20 protein-coding genes and 1 pseudogene are annotated in these 20,905 nt (G+C 68.9%); 11 read left to right on the top strand and 10 right to left on the bottom strand.

What is annotated here, in order from left to right:
- The first annotated feature begins 123 nt into the window (after window positions 1–123).
- From ACIPJI_RS29150 to pknB, 4 genes are all read left to right on the top strand, one after another.
- On the top strand, window positions 124–1,617 hold the full coding sequence (locus tag ACIPJI_RS29150) for a Stp1/IreP family PP2C-type Ser/Thr phosphatase (RefSeq protein WP_356623431.1): 1,494 nt from the start codon (window positions 124–126) through the stop codon (window positions 1,615–1,617).
- Window positions 1,618–1,642: 25 nt separating this feature from the next.
- Window positions 1,643–3,070 carry an FtsW/RodA/SpoVE family cell cycle protein gene (locus ACIPJI_RS29145; protein ID WP_159689727.1) on the top strand — a complete coding sequence of 476 codons (1,428 nt, stop codon included), beginning with the start codon at window positions 1,643–1,645 and terminating at the stop codon, window positions 3,068–3,070.
- Window positions 3,067–4,527 carry a peptidoglycan D,D-transpeptidase FtsI family protein gene (locus tag ACIPJI_RS29140; RefSeq protein WP_402249750.1) on the top strand — a complete coding sequence of 487 codons (1,461 nt, stop codon included), beginning with the start codon at window positions 3,067–3,069 and terminating at the stop codon, window positions 4,525–4,527. The genes ACIPJI_RS29145 and ACIPJI_RS29140 overlap by 4 nt, the downstream gene beginning before the upstream one ends.
- A gap of 169 nt (window positions 4,528–4,696) precedes the next feature.
- Window positions 4,697–6,721, top strand: a complete 2,025-nt coding sequence (gene pknB, locus ACIPJI_RS29135; RefSeq protein ID WP_402249748.1) for a Stk1 family PASTA domain-containing Ser/Thr kinase — start codon at window positions 4,697–4,699, stop codon at window positions 6,719–6,721.
- Window positions 6,722–6,802: 81 nt separating this feature from the next.
- Here the strand turns inward: pknB and ACIPJI_RS29130 are convergent, their stop codons facing one another.
- From ACIPJI_RS29130 to ACIPJI_RS29105, 6 genes are read right to left on the bottom strand one after another with little or no spacing between them, the layout of a single operon-like run.
- The gene (locus ACIPJI_RS29130; RefSeq protein ID WP_402249746.1) at window positions 6,803–7,480 is read right to left on the bottom strand and encodes a class E sortase; all 678 of its coding nucleotides are present in this window, start codon (window positions 7,478–7,480) and stop codon (window positions 6,803–6,805) included.
- A gap of 27 nt (window positions 7,481–7,507) precedes the next feature.
- The gene (locus ACIPJI_RS29125) at window positions 7,508–8,788 is read right to left on the bottom strand and encodes a class E sortase (protein WP_402249745.1); all 1,281 of its coding nucleotides are present in this window, start codon (window positions 8,786–8,788) and stop codon (window positions 7,508–7,510) included.
- Window positions 8,785–9,423, bottom strand: a complete 639-nt coding sequence (locus ACIPJI_RS29120) for an aminodeoxychorismate/anthranilate synthase component II (protein WP_402249744.1) — start codon at window positions 9,421–9,423, stop codon at window positions 8,785–8,787. Before ACIPJI_RS29120 ends, ACIPJI_RS29125 begins: the two co-directional genes overlap by 4 nt.
- Complete coding sequence (locus ACIPJI_RS29115) at window positions 9,420–9,593, bottom strand: hypothetical protein (protein WP_307707391.1); 174 nt, start codon at window positions 9,591–9,593, stop codon at window positions 9,420–9,422. The genes ACIPJI_RS29120 and ACIPJI_RS29115 overlap by 4 nt, the downstream gene beginning before the upstream one ends.
- 56 nt (window positions 9,594–9,649) lie before the next feature.
- The gene (locus ACIPJI_RS29110; RefSeq protein ID WP_402249742.1) at window positions 9,650–10,348 is read right to left on the bottom strand and encodes a class E sortase; all 699 of its coding nucleotides are present in this window, start codon (window positions 10,346–10,348) and stop codon (window positions 9,650–9,652) included.
- 33 nt (window positions 10,349–10,381) lie between these two features.
- Entirely contained in the window at window positions 10,382–11,149 is a 768-nt protein-coding gene (locus ACIPJI_RS29105; protein ID WP_356623441.1) for a DUF881 domain-containing protein, read from the bottom strand.
- Window positions 11,150–11,289: 140 nt separating this feature from the next.
- On the opposite strand from ACIPJI_RS29105, the gene crgA reads away from it, so the two are divergent.
- The gene (gene crgA, locus ACIPJI_RS29100; RefSeq protein WP_159689758.1) at window positions 11,290–11,547 is read left to right on the top strand and encodes a cell division protein CrgA; all 258 of its coding nucleotides are present in this window, start codon (window positions 11,290–11,292) and stop codon (window positions 11,545–11,547) included.
- Window positions 11,548–11,819: 272 nt separating this feature from the next.
- Here the strand turns inward: crgA and ACIPJI_RS29095 are convergent, their stop codons facing one another.
- Window positions 11,820–12,719 (bottom strand): rhomboid family intramembrane serine protease, encoded by a 900-nt coding sequence (locus tag ACIPJI_RS29095; protein ID WP_402249740.1) that lies wholly within the window; start codon window positions 12,717–12,719, stop codon window positions 11,820–11,822.
- Between the two features lie 101 nt (window positions 12,720–12,820).
- On the bottom strand, window positions 12,821–13,348 hold the full coding sequence (locus ACIPJI_RS29090; protein ID WP_307707387.1) for a peptidylprolyl isomerase: 528 nt from the start codon (window positions 13,346–13,348) through the stop codon (window positions 12,821–12,823).
- Window positions 13,349–13,623: 275 nt separating this feature from the next.
- On the opposite strand from ACIPJI_RS29090, the gene ACIPJI_RS29085 reads away from it, so the two are divergent.
- Complete coding sequence (locus ACIPJI_RS29085) at window positions 13,624–14,301, top strand: DUF5324 family protein (protein WP_356623444.1); 678 nt, start codon at window positions 13,624–13,626, stop codon at window positions 14,299–14,301.
- Between the two features lie 504 nt (window positions 14,302–14,805).
- On the opposite strand, the pseudogene ACIPJI_RS29080 reads toward ACIPJI_RS29085, so the two are convergent.
- Window positions 14,806–15,112: pseudogene (locus ACIPJI_RS29080) on the bottom strand (DUF6344 domain-containing protein); the annotation flags it as partial.
- A gap of 731 nt (window positions 15,113–15,843) precedes the next feature.
- Between ACIPJI_RS29080 and ACIPJI_RS29075 the strand changes: the two are divergent.
- Genes ACIPJI_RS29075 through ACIPJI_RS29055 form a run of 5 tightly spaced genes read left to right on the top strand, consistent with a single transcriptional unit; the run spans window position 15,844 to window position 20,066 of the window.
- Window positions 15,844–16,659, top strand: coding sequence for an ABC transporter ATP-binding protein (locus tag ACIPJI_RS29075; RefSeq protein ID WP_402249821.1), 816 nt, complete (start codon window positions 15,844–15,846; stop codon window positions 16,657–16,659).
- Window positions 16,656–17,504, top strand: a complete 849-nt coding sequence (locus ACIPJI_RS29070; protein ID WP_229835284.1) for an ABC transporter permease — start codon at window positions 16,656–16,658, stop codon at window positions 17,502–17,504. Before ACIPJI_RS29075 ends, ACIPJI_RS29070 begins: the two co-directional genes overlap by 4 nt.
- A 12-nt stretch (window positions 17,505–17,516) precedes the next feature.
- Window positions 17,517–18,497: an LLM class flavin-dependent oxidoreductase gene (locus tag ACIPJI_RS29065; protein ID WP_189473181.1), complete on the top strand. Its 981-nt coding sequence runs from the start codon at window positions 17,517–17,519 to the stop codon at window positions 18,495–18,497.
- A complete protein-coding gene (locus ACIPJI_RS29060) occupies window positions 18,490–19,122 on the top strand; it encodes a flavoprotein (protein ID WP_402249737.1) in 633 nt (210 codons plus the stop codon). The genes ACIPJI_RS29065 and ACIPJI_RS29060 overlap by 8 nt, the downstream gene beginning before the upstream one ends.
- A complete protein-coding gene (locus ACIPJI_RS29055) occupies window positions 19,119–20,066 on the top strand; it encodes a hypothetical protein (RefSeq protein ID WP_402249736.1) in 948 nt (315 codons plus the stop codon). The genes ACIPJI_RS29060 and ACIPJI_RS29055 overlap by 4 nt, the downstream gene beginning before the upstream one ends.
- A gap of 129 nt (window positions 20,067–20,195) precedes the next feature.
- On the opposite strand, the gene ACIPJI_RS29050 is transcribed toward ACIPJI_RS29055, so the two are convergent.
- Window positions 20,196–20,579 (bottom strand): helix-turn-helix domain-containing protein, encoded by a 384-nt coding sequence (locus ACIPJI_RS29050; RefSeq protein WP_229835282.1) that lies wholly within the window; start codon window positions 20,577–20,579, stop codon window positions 20,196–20,198.
- Window positions 20,580–20,905: the final 326 nt, after the last annotated feature.

Here is a 20,905-nt window from a genome sequence, read left to right as displayed (position 1 = left end):
GAGCGAGCGAGCCGCAGCGGTCCCCACCGGCGACCGGCACGGGCTCCCGACCGGAGGGTGGGCAGTGTGGCTCGAGACCGGCTGGCGCGACAGTCGACCGGCGAGCCGACGGGTGAGGTGCGCATGAGTCTCTCTCTGCGTTTCGCCGCCGGATCGCACAAAGGCATGATCCGCGAGGGCAACGAGGACTCCGGTTACGCCGGCCCCCGTCTGCTGGCCATCGCCGACGGCATGGGTGGCCAGGCGGCCGGCGAGGTCGCCTCCTCCGAGGTCATCTCCACGCTCGTCACCCTCGACGACGACGTGCCCGGCTCCGACATCCTCACCTCGCTCGGCACCGCCGTTCAGCGTGCCAACGACCAGCTCCGGATGATGGTCGAGGAGGACCCGCAGCTCGAGGGCATGGGCACCACGCTCACCGCCCTGCTGTGGACCGGCCAGCGGCTCGGCCTCGTCCATGTCGGCGACTCCCGCGCGTACCTGCTGCGCGACGGGGTGCTGACGCAGATCACACAGGACCACACCTGGGTGCAGCGGCTCGTGGACGAGGGCCGGATCACCGAAGAGGAAGCCACCACCCACCCGCAGCGCTCTTTGCTGATGCGGGCGCTCGGCAGCGGCGACCACGTGGAGCCCGACCTCTCCATCCGCGAGGTCCGCGCCGGTGACCGCTATCTGATCTGCTCCGACGGCCTGTCCGGCGTGGTCTCCCACCAGACCATGGAGGAGACGCTCGCCAGCTACCAGGGCCCGCAGGAGACGGTGCAGGACCTGATCCAGCTCGCCCTGCGCGGCGGCGGTCCCGACAACATCACCTGCATCGTCGCCGACGTCCTCGACACCGACTCGGGCGACACCCTGGCCGGGCAGCTCAGCGACACCCCCGTCGTCGTCGGCGCGGTCGCCGAGAACCAGCACCAGCTGAACGACGGCGGCGCCATGCAGACGCCGGCCGGCCGCGCCGCCGGTCTGGGACGCCCCTCGGCTCCGGAGGCCCCGGGCGGGAGCTTCGGCCCGCCCGGATCCGGCGACGGCGGCTACGGCGGCATGCCCCCCGAGGGCAGCTTCGGCGCCTACACGGACGACGACTTCGTCAAGCGCGGCGGCCGCAAGTGGCTGAAGCGCTCGCTGTACACCGTTCTCGCCCTGGCGGTCGTCGGCGGCGGTCTGTACGGCGGCTACCGCTGGACCCAGACCCAGTACTACGTGGGCACCAAGGGTGAGCACGTGGCCCTGTACCGCGGCATCAGCCAGGATCTCGCCTGGCTGTCGCTCTCGGAGGTCGAGAAGGACCACCCCGAGATCGAACTCAAGTACCTACCGCCCTACCAGCGCAAGCAGGTCGAAGCGACGATCACCGAGGACAGCCTCGTCACGGCCCGCGCGAAGATCGACGAGCTCGCCAAGCAGGCAGGCGCCTGCAAGAAGAACGAGGAGCGCCGCGAGGCGGCCGATCGCGCGAGCACCCCGCCTCCGGGCGAGGGCGAGGCCGGCGGCACCGCCGGCACGCCCACCACCCAGGGCGCAAAGACCAAGCCGACCGCAGCCTCTCCCTCCCCGGGTCCCACCCTCTCGGAGGAGGAGCAGAAGCTGGCCTCGAACTGCGGCAAGCAGTAATCGTCCGTAGGGGGCCTTCTCCACCATGAGCGTTGTCACCAACACGACCACGATCGGCGCGATCGACGCACCGAGCCGGCGGAACACCGAGCTGATGCTGCTCGGTTTCGCCGTCGCCATCCCGGTGTTCGCCTACATCAACGTCGGCCTCGCCCTCGACGGCGAGCTGCCGGCGGGCGTCCTCGGCTACGGCCTCGGTCTCGGCCTGCTCGCGGGCGTGGCCCACCTCGTGGTGCGCCGGTTCGCCAGGTACGCCGATCCGCTGATGCTGCCGCTGGCGACACTGCTGAACGGTCTCGGCCTGGTGCTCATCTGGCGGCTGGACCAGTCTCCCCGGCTGCTCGCGCGCAGCGACTTCGCACCGCAGGCCACCAACCAGCTGATGTACTCGGCGCTCGGCATCGCGCTGTTCGTCGGTGTGCTGCTGGTCATGAAGGACCACCGGGTCCTCCAGCGCTTCACGTACATCTCGATGGCGGTCTCCATCGTCCTGCTGCTGCTGCCGCTCGTCCCGGGGCTCGGCGCGGACGTCTTCGGTGCCAAGATCTGGATCCGTGTGGGCGGCTTCTCCATCCAGCCCGGTGAGTTCGCGAAGATCGTGATCGCGGTGTTCTTCTCCGGCTACCTGATGGTGAAGCGCGACGCGCTCGCCCTCGCCAGCCGCCGGTTCATGGGGCTCTACCTGCCGCGCGGTCGTGACCTGGGACCGATCCTCACGATCTGGGCGATGAGCCTGCTCATCCTGGTCTTCGAGAACGACCTCGGCACCTCGCTGCTGTTCTTCGGCATGTTCGTGATCATGCTGTACGTCGCCACCGAGCGGACCAGCTGGATCGTCATGGGTCTGCTGATGTCCGCGGGCGGAGCCGTCGTCGTCTCCTCGTTCGCCAGCCATGTCCAGTCCCGTGTGGCAGCGTGGCTCGACCCGTTCGGATGCCTGGAGACGGCTCCCGAAGGCTCGAACATGCTGAACGCCTGTGACCAGATGACCCAGGTGCTGATGTCGTTCGGCGCCGGCGGAACGCTGGGTACCGGCTGGGGCCAGGGCAACTCCGACCTGATCGCCTTCGCCGCCAACTCCGACTTCATCTTCGCCACCGTCGGTGAAGAGCTCGGCCTGGCGGGCGTGATGGCGTTCCTGCTGCTGTACGGACTCATCATCGAGCGCGGTGTCCGCACCGCCCTCGCCGCGCGCGACCCGTTCGGAAAGCTCTTCGCGATCGGCCTCTCCGGCGCGTTCGCGCTCCAGGTCTTCGTGGTCGCGGGCGGCGTGATGGGCCTCATCCCGCTGACCGGTATGACGATGCCGTTCCTCGCGGCCGGTGGTTCGTCCGTCATCGCCAACTGGGCGCTGATCGGAATCCTGATCCGTATCAGCGACACCGCGCGCCGCCCCGCGCCTTCCCCCGCACCGTCCCCTGACGCCGAGATGACCCAGGTGGTCCGACCGTGAACAAGCCTCTGCGCCGGATCGCGATCTTCTGCGGAATCCTGGTCCTCGCCCTGATGATCCGGGACAACTGGCTCCAGTACGTCCGGGCCGACGAGCTCAACGCGAACAAGTACAACAAGCGCGTCGAGATCGAGCGTTACGCGCACGAACGCGGCAACATCATCGTCGACGGCAAGTCGATCACCGGCTCCGTCGAGACGGACGACAACTACTACAAGTACAAGCGGACCTACACCAACGGGCCCATGTGGGCTCCCGTGACCGGTTACGCCTCACAGGTCTTCGGCGCCAACCAGCTCGAGAAGCTCGAGGACGGCATCCTCAGCGGCAATTCGGACCAGCTCTTCTTCGACCGCACGATGGCGATGTTCACCGGCGACAAGAAGAAGGGCGGCAACGCCGTCACCACCCTCAGCGGCAAGGCCCAGGAAGCGGCCTACAAGGGACTCGGCGACAAGAAGGGCGCCGTCGCGGCGATCGACCCGAAGACCGGCAAGATCCTCGCCCTCGCCTCCACCCCTTCGTACGACCCCTCCTCTTTCGCCGGCCGTCTGGAGAAGGACGGGAAGGCGTGGACCGCGCTGACCAACGACCCTGACAAGCCGATGCTCAACCGCGCGCTGCGCGAGACGTACCCGCCGGGCTCCACGTTCAAGGTGCTCACCGCCGCCGCCGCACTCGAATACGGTGCGGTCGAGGACATCGACGCGCCCACGGTCACCCCCGAGCCGTACATCCTCCCCGGCACCCGCACGCCGATGGTCAACCACGCCAGTGGCTGCGAGAACGCCACCCTGAACAAGGCCATGGAGGTCTCCTGCAACTCCGTCTTCGCCAAGCTGGGCGACGACGTGAGCCGCGACAAGATGGTCGAGATGGCGGAGAAGTTCGGCTTCAACAACACGGAGATCGACACCCCGATCCGTGCCGCCGCCTCCGTCTACGACAAGAAGATGAGCCGCGACGGCAACGCGCAGTCCTCCATCGGTCAGTTCAACACCGCCGCCACCCCGCTCCAGATGGCGATGGTCACCGCGGCGATCGCGAACGACGGCAGGCTGATGAAGCCGTACATGGTCGACAAGCTGGTCTCCCCCGACCTGGACGTCATCCAGCAGAACGACCCCGAGGAGATGAGCCGGCCGATCTCCGCGGAGAACGCCCAGCTGCTCCAGCGGATGATGGAGAACGTCGTCGAGAACGGCACCGGTGGCAACGCGGCCATCAACGGCGTGAAGGTCGGCGGAAAGACCGGTACGGCGCAGCACGGTGAGAACAACAGCAAGAACCCGTACGCCTGGTTCATCTCGTACGCCAAGACCGACAACGGCTCGCCGGTCGCCGTCGCGGTCGTCGTCGAGGACAGCAACGCCCGCCGTGACGACATCTCGGGTGGCGGCCTCGCCGCCCCGATCGCCAAGGCCGTGATGCAGGCGGTGCTGGGCGAGGGGCAGTGACGAGGATCACTCCCGGCCTCCATACCTGCACATTGCGATACCGGTCGGGTATCAGCTGCCGATTGCGGGCGGATCAAGTACGGCGTGCCCGGTAGCCTTTGCGCGAAACAGCACACCGGAGGACCACACACGGGTGCGGTCGGGACTGACGGAGAGGGCTGGAACAGTTATGGAAGAGCCGCGTCGCCTCGGCGGCCGGTATGAACTGGGCTCGGTGCTCGGCCGTGGTGGCATGGCCGAGGTCTACCTCGCCCACGACACCCGGCTCGGCCGCACTGTCGCCGTGAAGACGCTGCGGGCCGACCTCGCCCGCGACCCGTCCTTCCAGGCCCGGTTCCGCCGTGAGGCCCAGTCTGCCGCCTCGCTCAACCACCCCGCGATCGTCGCTGTCTACGACACCGGCGAGGACATGGTGTACGACGGCGCCCCCGGCGGGGCCGGGGTCTCGATCCCGTACATCGTCATGGAGTACGTCGACGGCTCCACGCTGCGTGAGCTGCTTCACTCCGGCCGCAAGCTGCTGCCCGAGCGCACGCTCGAGATGACCGTGGGCATTCTCCAGGCGCTGGAGTACTCGCACCGCGCCGGGATCGTCCACCGCGACATCAAGCCGGCGAACGTCATGCTGACGCGCACCGGTCAGGTCAAGGTCATGGACTTCGGCATCGCCCGGGCCATGGGCGACTCCGGTATGACCATGACGCAGACGGCCGCCGTCATCGGCACCGCCCAGTACCTCTCCCCGGAGCAGGCCAAGGGCGAGCAGGTCGACGCCCGCTCGGACCTCTACTCCACGGGCTGTCTGCTCTACGAGCTCCTCACCGTGCGTCCCCCCTTCGTGGGCGACTCCCCGGTGGCGGTGGCCTACCAGCACGTGCGGGAAGAGCCGCAGCCGCCGAGCAACTTCGACCCCGAGATCACGCCCGAGATGGACGCGATCGTGTTGAAGGCGCTCGTCAAGGACCCGGACTACCGCTACCAGTCCGCGGACGAGATGCGCGCGGACATCGAGGCGTGCCTCGACGGCCAGCCGGTCGCGGCCACGGCCGCGATGGGTGCGGTCGGCTACGGCGGCGGTTACGGGGACGACCAGCAGACCGCGGCGCTGCGCCAGGCCGACCCGGCCGGCCAGACGTCGATGCTGCCGCCCATGAACCCGGACGACGGCGGCTTCGGCGCCTACGACGACCGTCCGGACCGCCGGCGCCAGAAGAAGTCCAACACCTCGACGATCCTGCTGGTGCTCGCGGGCATCCTGGTGCTGGTCGGCGCGGTGCTGATCGGCAAGTCCATCTTCGGCAACACCGACGGCACCGGCGAGGTGGACGTGCCGCGGCTGGTCGGTCTTTCGATGACGGAGGCCGAGGCAGCGGCCAAGAACTCCAACGTCAAGGTCACCCAGGCCAGCACCGCACGCTGCGAACAGCCCAAGGGCAGCATCTGCTCCCAGACCCCGGAGCCCCCGGCCAAGATGAACGAGGGCGAGACGATCGAGGTCGTGGTCTCGGAGGGCGCGCCCAAGGTCAAGGTCCCGGACGTCGTCGACAAGGACGTCAAGGACGCGACGGAGATCCTCGAAGGCGAGAAGTTCAAGGTCGAGACCAAGGAAGTCGAGTCCGCGGAGGAGGACCCCGGCACGGTCCTCGAGCAGACCCCCGAAGGCCGCTCCATGGCCGAGACCGGCGCGACGGTGACGCTGACCGTCGCCAAGCAGGCCAAGCGGGACCTGCCCAACGTCGTCGACCAGCAGTTCGAACCGGCGAAGAACCAGCTCGAGCTGCTCGGGTTCGAGGTCGTCAGGGTCGACGTCGACTCGGACAAGCCGGCGAACCAGGTCGTCTCGCAGGACCCGCAGCCCGGCAAGGTCGCCAAGGGCAGCAAGGTCACGCTCCAGGTCTCCAAGGGCCCGGCGCAGACCCAGGTGCCGGTCCCTGAGTTCCGGACGAGGACCGTCGCCGAGGCGAAGCAGATCCTCGCCCAGGCCGGATTCACCAACGTCCAGATCGCGCCGGGCAACCCGGGGGACGACAACGCGATCGTCACCGGCTCCAACCCGCCCCCCGGCACTCCCGCCGACCCGGCCACCACCACGATCGTCCTCGCGACGATCGGCGGCGGCGGCAACAACGGCGGCGGCGGTAACGGCGGCAACGACGGCGGCGGCTTCTTCGGCGGAATCGGCGGCGACGACTGACGCCCGCCTCGGCGAACGGCAAGCAGTGAGCCCCGGCACCTTCACGGTGCCGGGGCTCACCCGTGTCCGGGGATGGGGAAGCTAACGCAGCTCCGCCGGCGGGGTGCGCTTCGCGTCGACCTTCTCGGTGCGCTCCAGCTCGCCCCACACGATGTACCGGTAGTCCGAGGTGTAGATCGGCGTGCACGTCGTCAGCGTGATGTACCGGCCCGGCTTCGTCTTCCCGGACTCCTCCGGGACCGGCTGCAGCACCTCCACGTTGTACTTCGACGTCTTCGGCAGCGTCTTGTAGACCTTGTAGACGTACCAGGTGTCCTTGGTCTCGAAGACCACCGGATCACCGTTCTTGATCTTGTGGATGTTGTGGAACTTGGCTCCGTGCCCGTCCCTGTGCGCGGCCAGCGTGAAGTTGCCCTTGTCGTCCCAGGGGAGGGCCGACCTGATCGGCTCGGTGTAGTAGCCGGCGATGCCGTTGTTGAGCTCCTTGGTGTTCGTGCCCTTCTTCACCAGGACCTCGTCGTCGCCCATCGCGGGTACGTGGAGGAAGCCGATGCCGTCCTTGGTGTCCAGCGCGCCGGGGCCGCTGTTCGCCCAGTCGTCGCGGATCCGGTCGCCCTGCCTGGACGACTCACGGTCGGCCAGAACGTTGGTCCACCACAGCGAGTAGACGACGAAGAGCCCCAGCACCACACCCGCGGTGATCAGCAGCTCTCCGAAGACACTGATGGCGCCGGCGATCCGGCCTCGTGCACGTGCCACTGCACCTGTTCCCTGTCTTGAGGTGTCTCAGCCGACGAGCGCGTCGGGTTTGCCCTTGCTGCGCGGCCGTTCCTCGACCATCTTGCCCCACACGATCATTCGATATGTACTCGTGAATTCGGGGGTGCAGGTCGTCAATGTGATGTAACGGCCGGGCTCCTTGAACCCGGACTGCTCCGGCACAGGACTGATCACGCTCACGTTCGACGGTGAAGTCTGCGGAAGGATGTTCGCCATCTCGTACGTGTAGTACGTGTCCTGCGTCTCGACGACGATCGGATCACCACGCTCGAGGCGGTTGATGTACCGGAACGGTTCGCCGTGGGTGTTGCGGTGGCCCGCGACCGCGAAGTTGCCCTGCTTGTCCTCGGGCATCGCCGTCTTCAGCTTTCCCTCGCCGTAGTGGCCGACCATGCCCCGGTCGAGCACGCTCTGCTTGTCGATGCCCTCCGCGATCGGCACGACGACGTCCAGCTTGGGGATGTACATGATGGCGAAACCCTGGCCGGGCTCGAACGCGTCGGGCTTGCGGCCCTTCGCCCAGTCGTCCTGGATCTTGTTCGCCGCCTTGTCGGCCTGCTGTCCGGCGAGCACGTTCGTCCACCACAGCTGGTAGGTGACGAACAGCAGCATCAACACGCCGAAGGTGATGAACAGTTCACCGATGGCACGGCTGGCGATGACCGCCGGGCTGTCCTTCGCCGCACGCGCCGCACGCCGGGCCTCGACACGGGAGAGCGGCTTCCCCGGCTCCCCGGCCGCCGGTGTCGCGGCCGGGGCGGCGGAGGCGCGTCTGCGGCCGCGGCTCTTGGCGGCGCGGCGCCGCTCGGCCCGCCCCGGACCCGGTGGCGTCTGGGCCGCACGGCGGGTGTCGGACGTGCGCAGGGCCACCGTCTCGTCGTCGGGCACAAGGATCGGGTCCGAGACGGGAGTTCGCCGCTGTTCCTGCCCCGGCGCGGGCGCCTGTGCGGGCAAGGAGGCCGTGACAGGGTCCGCCGCCGCCCCGGCCGCGTACCAGTCGTGCCGGGGCTCCTCCGTGGCGTTCAGGGGCTGTTGGAGCGCCGGCCACTCCTGCGGCTCCTGCTGCGGCCCGGCGGGCGCCGTCATGTCGGTGGCGCCGAAGTCCGGTGCCGCGCTGTCCTCCGTCGGCGGGATGTTCGTCGCCCGGAACCACGGCGAGCCCTGCCGGTCAGGAGGGACGGGGTCCGTCAACGGGTCGTACGCGGGCTCGCTCTGCCCCTCGGGGCCGTACCCGTACCGGCCCTCGTACTCGTATTCGTGCTCGTGCCCGGGGCGCACGGCGCTCACGCCAGAGCCTTGCCCACCACCGGTGCGAGTCCCGCCGAACGCCCGACCGCCCCGGCGTCGCCGCACTGCTCCAGCCAGTTGGCGAGCATCCGATGGCCGTGCTCGGTGAGAACCGACTCGGGGTGGAACTGCACGCCCTCGACCGGCAGTTCACGGTGGCGCAGCCCCATGATGATGCCGTCCGCCGTACGGGCCGTCACTTCCAGCTCGGCCGGGAACCGCGCCGGCTCCGCCGCCAGCGAGTGGTAGCGGGTCGCGATGAACGGCGACGGCAGGCCCGCGAAGACGCCCGCGCCGTCGTGGGTGACCGGCGAGGTCTTGCCGTGCAGCAGCTCAGGGGCCCGGTCCACCACCCCGCCGTACGCGACGGCCATCGACTGCATGCCCAGGCACACGCCGAACACGGGCACGCCGGTGGCCGCGCAGTGCCGCACCATGTCGATGCACACGCCGGCCTCTTCCGGAGCGCCGGGACCGGGTGACAGCAGTACCCCGTCGAAGCCGTCCTGCGCATGCTCGAGGGCGACCTCGTCGTTGCGCACGACCTCGCACTCCGCGCCGAGCTGGTACAGGTACTGGACGAGGTTGAAGACGAAGCTGTCGTAATTGTCGACGACGAGAATGCGCGCGCTCACCGGGCTTCTCCCTCTCCGTCGACCGTCACGTCGCCGAACGGGAGCAACGGTTCGGCCCACGGGAAGACGTACTGGAACAGCACGTAGACGACCGCCAGGACGAGCACGAGCGAGAGAGCCGCCCGCACCCACGCGTTGCCCGGCAGATGCCGCCAGATCCAGCCGTACATGCCGTCCCTTTCCGTTCGGTACGGCACCAGACTAAAGGGCCGCAGAGGCCTGTGGGTCAGCTGCGCAAAGCCGGCGGTTTGCCGTCGGTCACAGGGTGGGTCGCATCGAGGTGCGCCCAGACGACGAGACGGTGGCTGCTGCCCCACTCGGGCTCGCAGGTGGTGAGCGTCAGATAGCGCCCTGGCTCGTCGAAAGGGGCCGCCTCCCGCCTCAACGGGCGGGGCACCGGTTCGATCACGCCGATGTCGCCGGGGACGGTCCGGTGGGGCCTGGTGGTGATGCGATAGGTGAACCAGGTCGTACCGTCGGTGAGCACCACTTCGTCACCGGGACGCAGCTCCGGAAAATCCTTGAACGGGTCTCCGTACGTACGGCGATGGCCCGCGACCGCGAAGTTGCCCGTGGCTCCGAGCGTGCCCGTGGAGGCGTAGTGCCCCAGCCCCTTCTTGAGCACCCCGGGCTCCGTGCCCTGGAGGACGGGCCGGTCCCAGTTCTTGCCGAACCGGGGGATGTACATGACCGCGAAGGGCTCACCCGGCTCGTACGCCGCGGTCGTGGGCCGGGGTGCGGGGGCGCTGCCGGGCTCCGGCGCCTTCGCCGCCCAGTCGGCCCGCAGCCTGCCGATCTCGCCGGCCGTGGCCCTGTCGGCCTCGATCCCGGTCCAGAACAGCAGATGGACGACGAACAGCACGATCAAGGCGCCGATGGTGATGCACAGCTCACTGAAGGTCCGCACGAGCGCACGCACCGACATCGTCACCGGCTCCCCCAAGCGCCACAGGCAGGCTTACCCGACGGGCTTCGCGTAGTGCAGATCCACTGTGCCGGAGTAGCCGGGGAGAGTCACCGTCTCGTTCTCGTCGACCTTCCAGCCGAGGCCGTAGGCCTCCACGTACAGCTGGTAGTTCTGGATCGCGGGAGAGTCGGCGAGTGCCTTCTTGAGCGCGTCCTGGTCACCGACAGCGGTGACCTTGTAGGGCGGTGAGTAGACCCGGCCTTGGAGGATCAGCGTGTTGCCCACACAGCGCACGGCGCTGGTGGAGATCAGCCGCTGGTCCATGACGCGGATGCCCTTGGCGCCGCCCTGCCACAGGGCGTTGACGACGGCCTGAAGGTCCTGCTGGTGGATGACCAGGTCGTTGGCCTGCGGCTCGGGGTAGCCGGGCGCGGCCCGGGCGTTGGGCGGGGCGTCGTCGAGGGTGACGGTCAGGGCACTGCCTTTGAGGGGCTCGGTGCCCGCGGACTTCTCCAGCGCCGCCAGCTTCGCGTCCTCGGCCTCTGTGGAGCCGTCGTCGCGCTGTGCGAGGGCGTCCACGTCGCCGCGCACGGCCGAGGTGGACTCCTCGAGGTCGCCGTTCTTCTCGCTGCGCTGCTTGATCAGGTCGGAGAGCCGCAGCAAGGAGTCGTCCGTGCGCAGGTCCGTACCCTTGGCGGTGTTGAAGCTGGTCACGAAGATCAGCCCCGCGAGGGCGAAAACGGCAGCCGTCAGCAGCCGGACCGGTCGCCACTTCGAGCGGCGAACGGGGCCTTGCGGGGAGTCGGCAGAATTGCTCAACGTACCCTTATCTCCTTCGGCACCGCGGAAGCACTACGCTAACGGACGCCCGGGGGCGGCAGTGGCCCCCCTGGCTCCGGCCCCGGCGCCAGCCACAGTTCCCTGCGCGGTAACGCAGCGCATCGACAGGAGAGTCCCTCGTGCCGAAGTCACGTATCCGCAAGAAGGCCGACTTCACGCCGCCTCCGGCCGCGAAGCAGGCGGCGACCATCAAGCTCACCAACCGCAGCTGGGTCGCGCCGGTGATGCTCGCCCTGTTCCTGATCGGACTCGCTTGGATCGTCCTGTTCTACGTGACCGAGGGCGACCTGCCGATCAAGAGCTTCGGCAACTGGAACATCGTCGCCGGCTTCGGCTTCATCGCAGCGGGGTTCGGCGTCTCGACCCAGTGGAAGTAGCTGCTCCGCAGCAGGGCACACGGGCCGGGTCCCCAGTTGTCCACACCGTTTTCCACAGGCCGGGGAAAAGGTCAGAAGATCTGTGGATAACTCTCGGCCCGTTGACGCCGATGTGACTGCGGCGGCCAGGCCGATGAAGCGATCAGCCCCTTGCCCCTCCTGGAAAAACCCAGGTCAGGGACAAGGGGCACGCTTGTTCCACACACGATGCACAAGATCCGGCACACGCTGTGGACAACTCTGGGGAAAGCTCCACTCCCGTTGCTGTCAGGTCATGTGATGGCGGCGGTCCTGGCCACGACAGCGACGACGCTGAGGAGCACGACCGCCGCGCAGACGGCGAACTGCATGGCGTTGCGGCGCTTTCCCTGCGGTGCGTGCACCAGGCCGTACGCGATCACGACTCCCGCGATCAGGCCGCCGATGTGCGCCTGCCAGGCGATGCCCGCCCAGAAGAACGTGATGACCAGGTTGATCGCGATGAGCACCATGATCGGACGCAGGTCCTGCCGCAGCCTGCGCATCAGCACCACCGTGGCGCCGAGCAGGCCGTAGATCGCGCCGGAGGCGCCCAGCGACCCCTGCGCCGGCAGCTCGAGCAGATACGTGAAGGCGCTGCCGGCCAGGCCCGAGATCAGATAGAGCGCGAGGTAGCGCACCCGCCCGAGCGCCTCTTCCAGCGGACCGCCCAGCCACCACAGCAGCAGCATGTTGAAGAAGATGTGCCACGCTTCCTCATGGAGGAACATCGCCGTGGCCAGGCGGTACCACTCGCCGTCCACGACGCCCACGACCTCCGCGAGGCGCGGATCGTACGCGTAGCCGATCATCGTGAACCGGTTGACGAACTGGTCCTCGAGCCCGAGCGCCAGTCCGAACATGGCGATGTTGAGAGCCAGGATGATCTTGGTCATCAGCCGTGGGTCTGCCGCGATGGCACCACCGGCGATGGTCCGCGGCCGGGTCGCGTTCGGGTGGTGTCCCGTACCGGAACCGGTGCGGACGCACTCCGGGCAGTGGAACCCGACAGACGCGTCGACCATGCAGTCCGTGCAGATCGGCCGCTCGCAGCGGGTGCACGTGATGCCCGTCTCGCGGCCGGGGTGGCGGTAGCAGTGGCGGAGGCCGTGGGCGTTCCCCGGCTCCTGCGGACCGCCTGGCGCCTGGTCCATGGGATCACCTCACCAATCTGGGCTCACGACGTCGCCCCGCCCATCCTTACGGATGAACGGGGCGCAAAGGTTCCCCTGGGGAAAACCGCCTGCGGCGGGCGTCAGCGCGTCTCGACGACGACGGACTCGATCACGACGTCGTTGAGGGGCCGGTCGGTGCGCGGGTTCGTCTGGGTGCCGACGATCGCGTCGACGACCTTCTTGCCGGCGTCGGTGCTGACCTCACCGAAAATCGTGTGCTTGCGCGTCAGCCACGCGGTCGGGGCCACGGTGATGAAGAACTGGGAACCGTTGGTCCCCGGGCCGGCGTTGGCCATGGCCAGCAGGTACGGCTTGTCGAAGGCCAGGTCCGGGTGGAACTCGTCCTCGAACTCGTAGCCCGGGCCGCCCGTGCCGTTGCCCAGCGGGTCGCCGCCCTGGATCATGAAGCCGCTGATCACGCGGTGGAAGACCGTGCCGTCGTAGAGCCTGTCCGTGGACTTCTTGCCGGTCGCCGGGTTGATCCACTCCCTCTTGCCCTGCGCGAGCTCGACGAAGTTCTTGACCGTCTTGGGCGCGTGGTTCGGCAGAAGCCGGATCTCGATGTCGCCTTGGTTGGTCTTCAGGGTGGCGTAAAGCTGCTCGGCCACGATCTGCCTTCCGTAAGTCTTCTCGGACGTCGCCCGATCCTTGCACGGAAGAGCCGCTCACGGAGAAAGGCCGCCGGGTCGTCGCCCGAGCGGCACGCTTTGGGTGGATCCGTGGCATCGTCGTCCACAAGCTCCTGGCATGACCCGGATGCCCGCCCCGCATGCCGGGGCGGCGTTCAACGGGCATGATTTTCAATCGGGTGGAAAGGCGGGACTGTACCCCAACTGGGGACAACCCCGGTCACCCTCAGAACGCCACCGAGGAGGAGGATCCCGTGACCCGCATGGACAGCGTGCGCGCCGCGACCGGTACGGCGAAGGACAGCGTGCTGCACGCCGCGGACGTGGTGGCGCCTTACGCCGGCACGGCCAAGGACCAGGCCGCGCATTACGCGCACGAGGCCCGCGTACGGCTCGCGCCGAAGGTTTCGCAGGCCGCTACCGCGGCCCGTGTTCAGTACGGCACTCGTGTCGCACCACGCGTACCGCCGAAAGTCGATGTGGCCGCGCGCCGCGCCGCGGTACAGGCCAGGAGGGCCGCCCGTCAGGCGGCCGACTACACCGTCCCGCGTGTCGAGCACGCGATGGCCGTGGCTCAGCCCGTTCGTGAGGAGGCTACGGCCCGTTCGGCTGCCGCTCTGGCCGCGCTACGCGGTCAGGTGACGGCCAAGGAGATTCAGAAGCTTGTGAGGAAGCACGAGCGGCGGTCGAAGGCCGGTCGTCTCGCCAAGGGCCTCGCGGTCATCGGCGTACTGGCCGGCGGAGCTTTCGCCGCATGGAAGTGGTGGGACAAGCAGGCCAATCCCGACTGGCTGGTGGAACCGCCCGCTGCGACGGAGGTCTCCGACCGTGCCCCTCTGACATCGGTCGACGGCAGCACCCAGGCCGGGCTGGACCCTGACGTCCAGGTGAAGCAGGACGAGGCCGAGGCGGGCGACGAGGACCGCCGCTGACGGCTAGTCCGTCTTGCGTCAGGCGCCGGGAGTGGAGAACGCTCCCGGCGCCTCATGCTGCGAGGAGGGCGGGGCCGTCGCCCTGGTCACCGCGCGACGCCGCGAAATCGGCCGTGAGGACGACTGCGGAGTCTTCGACGGCGTCCGCCGGGGAGCCGGCGGGGACGGCGGAGAGGGCGCGGTGGGAAACGGGGGCTGACGCGGCAGGTGCCGCGAACGCACCGGTCGGAGCGGCGACGGAGGAGTCGTCGGAGGCGTCGGCCGGGGACTGGGCGGCCGGGATGGCGCCTGAAGGAGCGGTCCGGCTGTCGGCCTGAGCGTCGGCGCCTGTGGAAGTGCTCATCGCCGGGCTGTCACCGAAGCGGGCGGCGGACCCTGCCGCGGCAGCGGGGGCGGAGGCTACAGGGGACACGGCGGGGACAGGGGCGGCTGCCGAGGGGATACCGGGTGAAGCGGCGGGGCCGAACGCGCCTGCGTAGGGTGCGACCGGATTCGCGCCACTCGTGTCGAGCCCTGACAGATGCCGCACAGCGGGAGACGACCCGTGCGCCTCGGCGCTGATGCGCTGCTTCATCGTGGGCGGCAGCGACCGGTCGCGCACCCTCGGCGCCGGCCATGTGACCTGGCGCCTTGTCTGAGCCGGAACCGTCGCGCGCAGCGCCTTCGGACGGGCCGCGTCGGCCGGCTCCTCCGGGGACTGCGCGGCCGGCTGTGCCGTGGCGGCGGCGGTGGTGAGCCCCACCGAGGCAAGCAGAGCAAAGAACGCGGTGATGAACGCGTTCCACAGATTCCTGACCTTGAAGGTGGCCATGACCCCTCGCTTTCGGGTTGAGCGCTTTACATACCTTCCTCATGATGTGTACGCATTTCGAGAAGTGGGGGAGCGACGCCGCCACTGCGCAGTTCTTCTGATGAACACCACCCGGATGGTCCAGCCCGCCGGGCCGGAGCCCCGACTTGCGAGCCCGCCGCAACCCGTACAGGGCTTTCGCCGTTCTCCCCGCAGAACGGCGAAAGTGCAGTTCAGCGCAGGGAAACGGTGTCCGCCGGACCGCTTTCGCGAGCGCGGGCCCGGCCGGATCACCGACTCGACGGGACCCCGAAGCCCCTCCTTGGAGCACCGCTGGAGGGCAGTGGCAGCGTCGGCGACCGATTCGACAGACGCACCGCCCGCCGCTAATGGCTGCGAGAGGCCGCAGCCACGGGCCGTGATCCGGTACTACATCGTGCCCGGCGGCGGCCGGCTCGTCGGTCGGCCGGTGCCGGCCGGCGTCGACCCGATCCCCTGCGCGTCACCAAGAAAGCAACCGACTCTGTTAGTTGGGCGCCCAGCTGACCGAAGACGTGTTTGACCAGGTCAGCAGCCATGAATCGCGTGGCGGCGAACGCATCCGGGACCTGGGCCAACCTCTTCCGCGAGCGTGTGTGGAGATCATCTGCTCATTAGGGTCCAGCGATATGGTCATTCCCGCAGCAGCGCCGCCGGTAGCGGCGCCGTCCTCCGACCCAGGCCCTCCCGCGATCAGCATCCGCAATCTGCGGATGCGGTACGGGTCACGCGACGTGCTCCACGGCGTGGACCTCGATGTGCGACGCGGCGAGGTGCTCGCGCTGCTGGGCCCGAACGGAGCGGGCAAGAGCACCACCATCGAGATCCTCGAAGGATTCCGCCGTCGCTCCAGCGGCGACGTCAGCGTGCTGGGGGCCGACCCCGAGGACGCCGGAGACGCGTGGCGGGCCCGGGTGGGCATCGTCATGCAGTCCTGGCGCGACCACGCCCGGTGGCGGGTCCAGGAGTTGGTCGAACACTTTTCACGGTATTACCCCGACCCCCGCGACCCGCAGGAACTGCTGGACGCCGTCGGGCTGAGTGAGCAGGCCGGGCAGGAGTGCCAGCAGCTGTCGGGTGGTCAGCGGAGGCGCCTGGATGTCGCGTTGGGCATCATCGGTGGGCCCGAGTTGCTCTTCCTCGACGAACCGACCACCGGATTCGACCCGGAGGCGCGGCGCGACTTCCACACGCTGGTCGAACGTCTCAGCACGGTGGAAGGCATGACCGTCCTGCTCACCACCCACGATCTCGCCGAGGCGGAACGACTGGCAGACCGGATCGCGGTGCTGGTCGGGGGCCGTCTCATCGCCTTGGGGTCCCCTGGCCAACTGGCGGCCGAGATCCAGGCCGATGCGGAGGTCCGCTGGTCGGAGGCCGATGAGCGGCGCCATCAGCGCACCAAAGACCCTTCCCGTCTGGTGTGGGACCTCCACACCCGGCTCGGTGGGCCAATCCCCGACCTGGAGGTGCGCCGGCCCACGCTGGAGGACACCTATCTGGGCATGCTCCGCCAGGAGGAAGCGTGATCAGCCGACAGGCCCTCGTCGTGGGGCTGCACCGGGGAAGAATCGAACTGCGGCAGACCATGCGTACCCCGCGCGAGTATCTCGGGCACCTGGGCAATCCGGCCATGTTCCTCTTCGCCGCGTCCTTGCAGACGGGAAACATTTCGGGCAGCTCGGTGGCATCCTCCCGGATGGTGATCGCCGGGGGCGTCGCGTCGCTGCTCCTCCTGGTCGCGATGGTCTGGCTGCCGCAGCAGTTGGCCACGGAGCGCGAGGACGGAACGCTGCTGCGTCTGCGGGGCACGCCAGGCGGGATGTTCGCCTACCTCGTGGCCAAGACCCTGATGGTCATCACGATCGCCGTTCTCAGCACCGTGCTCCTCCTTGTCGGCGGCGCGGTCCTCACCGATTCCGGGTTCCCCCGGAGTCCGGGCCAGTGGTGCACCCTGCTCTGGGTCATCACCTTGGGCCTCGTCGCCCTCGCCCTGACCGGCGCTGCGATCGGCGCCGTTCTGCCCAATCCGCGCCAGGCGCTGGCCTGGGTCATGATCCCCATGTTCGGGCTGCTCTTCGTCTCGGGAATCTTCTTCCCGGTCACGAGCATGCCCCAGTGGCTGCAGATCATCGGCCAGGTCTTCCCGCTCAAATGGATCGCACAGGGCATTCGTTCGGCGCTGCTCCCCGACAGTGCGCTCGTCGCCGAGACCGCACAGAGCTGGCAGCACTGGGAGACCTTCGGTGTTCTCGGCGCCTGGACCCTGCTCGGTCTCCTGCTCGCTCCGCGGCTCCTGCTCAACTCCTCACGCCGGGAATCCGGGAGCCGGCTGATGGCTCGTCGTGAAGTCGTCGGCCAACGCTCCTACTGAGGGATGGACCCCATGGCCTCCAAGCACAAGACCAGCATCATGTACCCGATCCAGCCCACGACCACGGGGCAGATCCTTCCTGTCGCCCGGCTGCTGCAACGCCGGGGCTCGGGAAGGCTGTGGCTCGGGCAGTCCCTGCGCCTGGACACGCACCAGCTCTTCGCGACTCTGGCGGGCATGGGCCTACGCATCCCCATGGGCAGCGGAGTGACCCTCGCGCCCCTGCGGCATCCTTACGACGCCGCCGTACAGGCGCGCTCCGTCGCCGCACTCACCGGAGCCCCGTACGTGGCCGGTATCGGCCCGGCCGCACCGGAGTTCCAGGAGTCCCTGCTGCCGGCCCGCTACGCCAAGCCGCTCACCGCGATGCGCGAGTACATGACCTCCATGCGGGAACTGCTCGACGGAAAGGTGGCGCGCCATGAGAGCGAGTACCACTCCATCGACGCGCAGCTCATCCCCTTGGACGCCCCGCCGGTCGAACTCGGCCTCGGCGTGCTGCGCCCGAGGATGGCCCGGATGGCGGGCGCGGTCGCCGACGTGGCCGTCACCTGGATGACGCCCGCCGACTATGTCGCCGACACGCTCGCGCCCGCGCTGGCCGAGGGCGCGGCGGACGCGGGCCGCAAGGCACCGCGTGTGGCGACCGTGGTCCATGTCGCGGTCGCCCGGCCCGGCCGTGACATCCGCCTGGCGGCCCGCCGGGGTGCGGGCGCGCATCTCAGCGCCGCCCACTACACCGACATGCTGCGCCGGGCGGGAGTGCAGGCGTACGCCGATGATCCCGACGCCGGGGCGGACGCCCTGGTGGAGGCGGGGGTGTTCGTGTCCGGTACACCCGACGAGATCGCGGCTGAACTCCACCGCTACCGGCTCAACGGCGTGGATGAGGTCGTGCTGAATCCGGCCGGTGTGATCCATACGGAAGGGCTGGGCGCCACCATGACCGACCTTCAGGAAATCCTCGCGGCCGAGGACCGGCTCCATGGCTGAGGCGACAAAGATGGCCGCAGGGCCGGCCCCGGCCTTCGGCGCCCGCAGAGTGCTCTTCGTGGGAACCGGCGCCATCGGGGTGATGTTCATGCCGATGTGGGTCAACTGGCTGCGGACTGCGTATCCCGATGTCGAGTTGCGGACGATGGTCACCCGGTCCGCCGAACGTTTCGTCACGCGTACAGCGTTGACGGCATTCGCCGGCGACGAGGTGCTGCGGGACGCGTGGCCGGAGGCGCCCGAAGTCGGCGCACGTCACGTCGAACTCGCGCAGTGGCCGGACGCGATCGTGGTTCACCCGGCGACGTTCCACTTCGTCAGCCGCCTGGCGCTCGGTGTCGCGGACACACCCCTCATGCTCGCCCTGCAGTGCACCCGGGCGCCCATCGCCGTCGCCCCCGCGCTGCCGCCCGGCGGAGTGGAATCGTTCGCCTACCAGCAGCACGTAGCGGCGCTGGAACGGCGTCCCAATGTGGCCGTGGTGCCCCCGCAACCGGGCTTCAGCGTGACGACCGGGCAGATGGACGCCTCCGTCGCCACACCGCTGCCCGAGGTGATACCCACCCTCGAACACCTCAGGGCGCGGCTCGTGGCCGGCGCCGCCGAGCGTGGGGCCCGGGCATGACGGGCATCACCGCGCCTCCTGTGGAGGAATTCGCCACGGGCTTCCTCCGGACGGCCGTCCACGAGGGCGATCACGGCTATGTGTGGATCCGCCGCCCGGGCGCCGACCGCCCGTCACCCCTGACTCCTCCCGGTCAGCCGGTCCGCGACGCGATCCGCGCTCTGCGACTCCCGGACCTGCGCCTGGCGCTCCCGGAAGTGGTCGCGGACGCCCTGCACTACCGGGTGCCGGGGCCCGTCGCGGTGGCGAAGCTCTGTGTCGGCAGCGATCCCCGCCTCACGCCCCAGCTCGTCACCTCGGCCCTGTCCGGTACGGGAGCGGCCCTGCGCCTGCTCCACTCCGCGGTTCCCGGTTCCCGGGCCACGTCCGGGCCGGCGGGTCCGGCCCGGCTGGCTGCCTGGATGCTCCGAGGCAGGGGACCACGGGCCGCGACGGCCTTCCACACCGTGGTCCGCCGACAACTCGGCTCCGGCCGGTGGAGCCAGGTGCAGGACTGGTGCGCGTCACTGGCCACCGATCTCACCGACGGCGTCTTCCTGCACGGGGCCCCGAGTCTGGGATCGGTCATCGCGGGGAGCCGGCCGGGAGAGGGCTGCCTGCTCATCGGTGAGGATGTCGCCCGCGGCCCGGCGGACTTCGACCTCGGCTGGCTGCTGGGAGAGTTCGCGGAGTGGCGGATGACCCTCCTGCGCCGGACACCAGGCCTGGTCATGGACCCGCGCGACTACCACGCCGCTCTCACCGGGCTGTGCCGGGCGTACGGTGCGCCGGACGACCCGGCGACGGTGGGGCGCGCCGCGGTGCTGCGGATCTTCACTCACGCGCACGACTTCGCCGCGTACATGGGGTGGCATCCCGAACTGACCGAGTACGCCTCGGCGATCGCCGAACTGATCGACGAGGACGGCGCCCAGACCCTGCCTGGACCGCTGTCGATTCTCTGATGACCTGGAAATGTCGGTGCCCCCCGGCGGCGACTGCCGCCGGGGGGCACCGCGGTTCATCCGCGGATCAGTTCATCCGTGGCCCAGCGCGGCCTCAGCCCCGCTGGGCCGGCTGCGAGGGAACGTGCTTCATCTTCCAGCGCGTGTAGGTCCGCCGAGGGATTCCCAAGATCTCGCAGAACCTCGAGACATTGATCCTGGCGTCCTGTCTGATTGCCTCGAGGTCTGAAAAGGGACCGTGCGGTACTCGCCCGACTTCCTCCGCACTCTTAGTTGCACATACGCCTCGCCCAGCGCTGTTTTCAGTTCCGTGATTTCGGAAAGGAGATCACGCTCGCGCTGGGCATTGCGTGAATTCCCTCCCTCGAGGCCGGTACGTCCGCCGTCGAGGAACTGCCGCTTCCAGTTCCCCACGGACTGTTCGGATACACCGGCTCGACGCGCGGCTTCTGCGATTGTCTGATCGCCCGACAACACCCCGAGGACGATCTTCAGTTTTTCAGCAGCTGGCATTACCGGAGGGCGTGACATCGCCTCTCGTCTCCATTCATAACCCGCGAGAGCTTGCTGCCGGCAAGCCTCCCCGCGGTGGATCCGACGGAGTGCCCAGGTGGACGGGAGGTCAGCCCGTTCACCTACGCGCCCCGCGCGACCTGCAGTGACTGTGAGTCCAGGTCCAGACCGGACGGCCTGAAGACCCGCTCAAACGGTCCTGGGGCCGTTCACGAACATGGGCGGGCGCTGGAACGCCCATGACGGATGACGTCCGTATGGAACGGCGGCAGTGTGTGAATATTGAACATCTCTGATGGCTTCACTGTTTCCCCGTTGGAAAGACT

The sequence above is a fragment of the Streptomyces sp. NPDC086835 genome (assembly GCF_044745705.1).
Taxonomy (GTDB): domain Bacteria; phylum Actinomycetota; class Actinomycetes; order Streptomycetales; family Streptomycetaceae; genus Streptomyces.
Note: the sequence above shows the minus strand (reverse complement) of the source record. Positions and strands in the feature narration are given on the sequence as shown.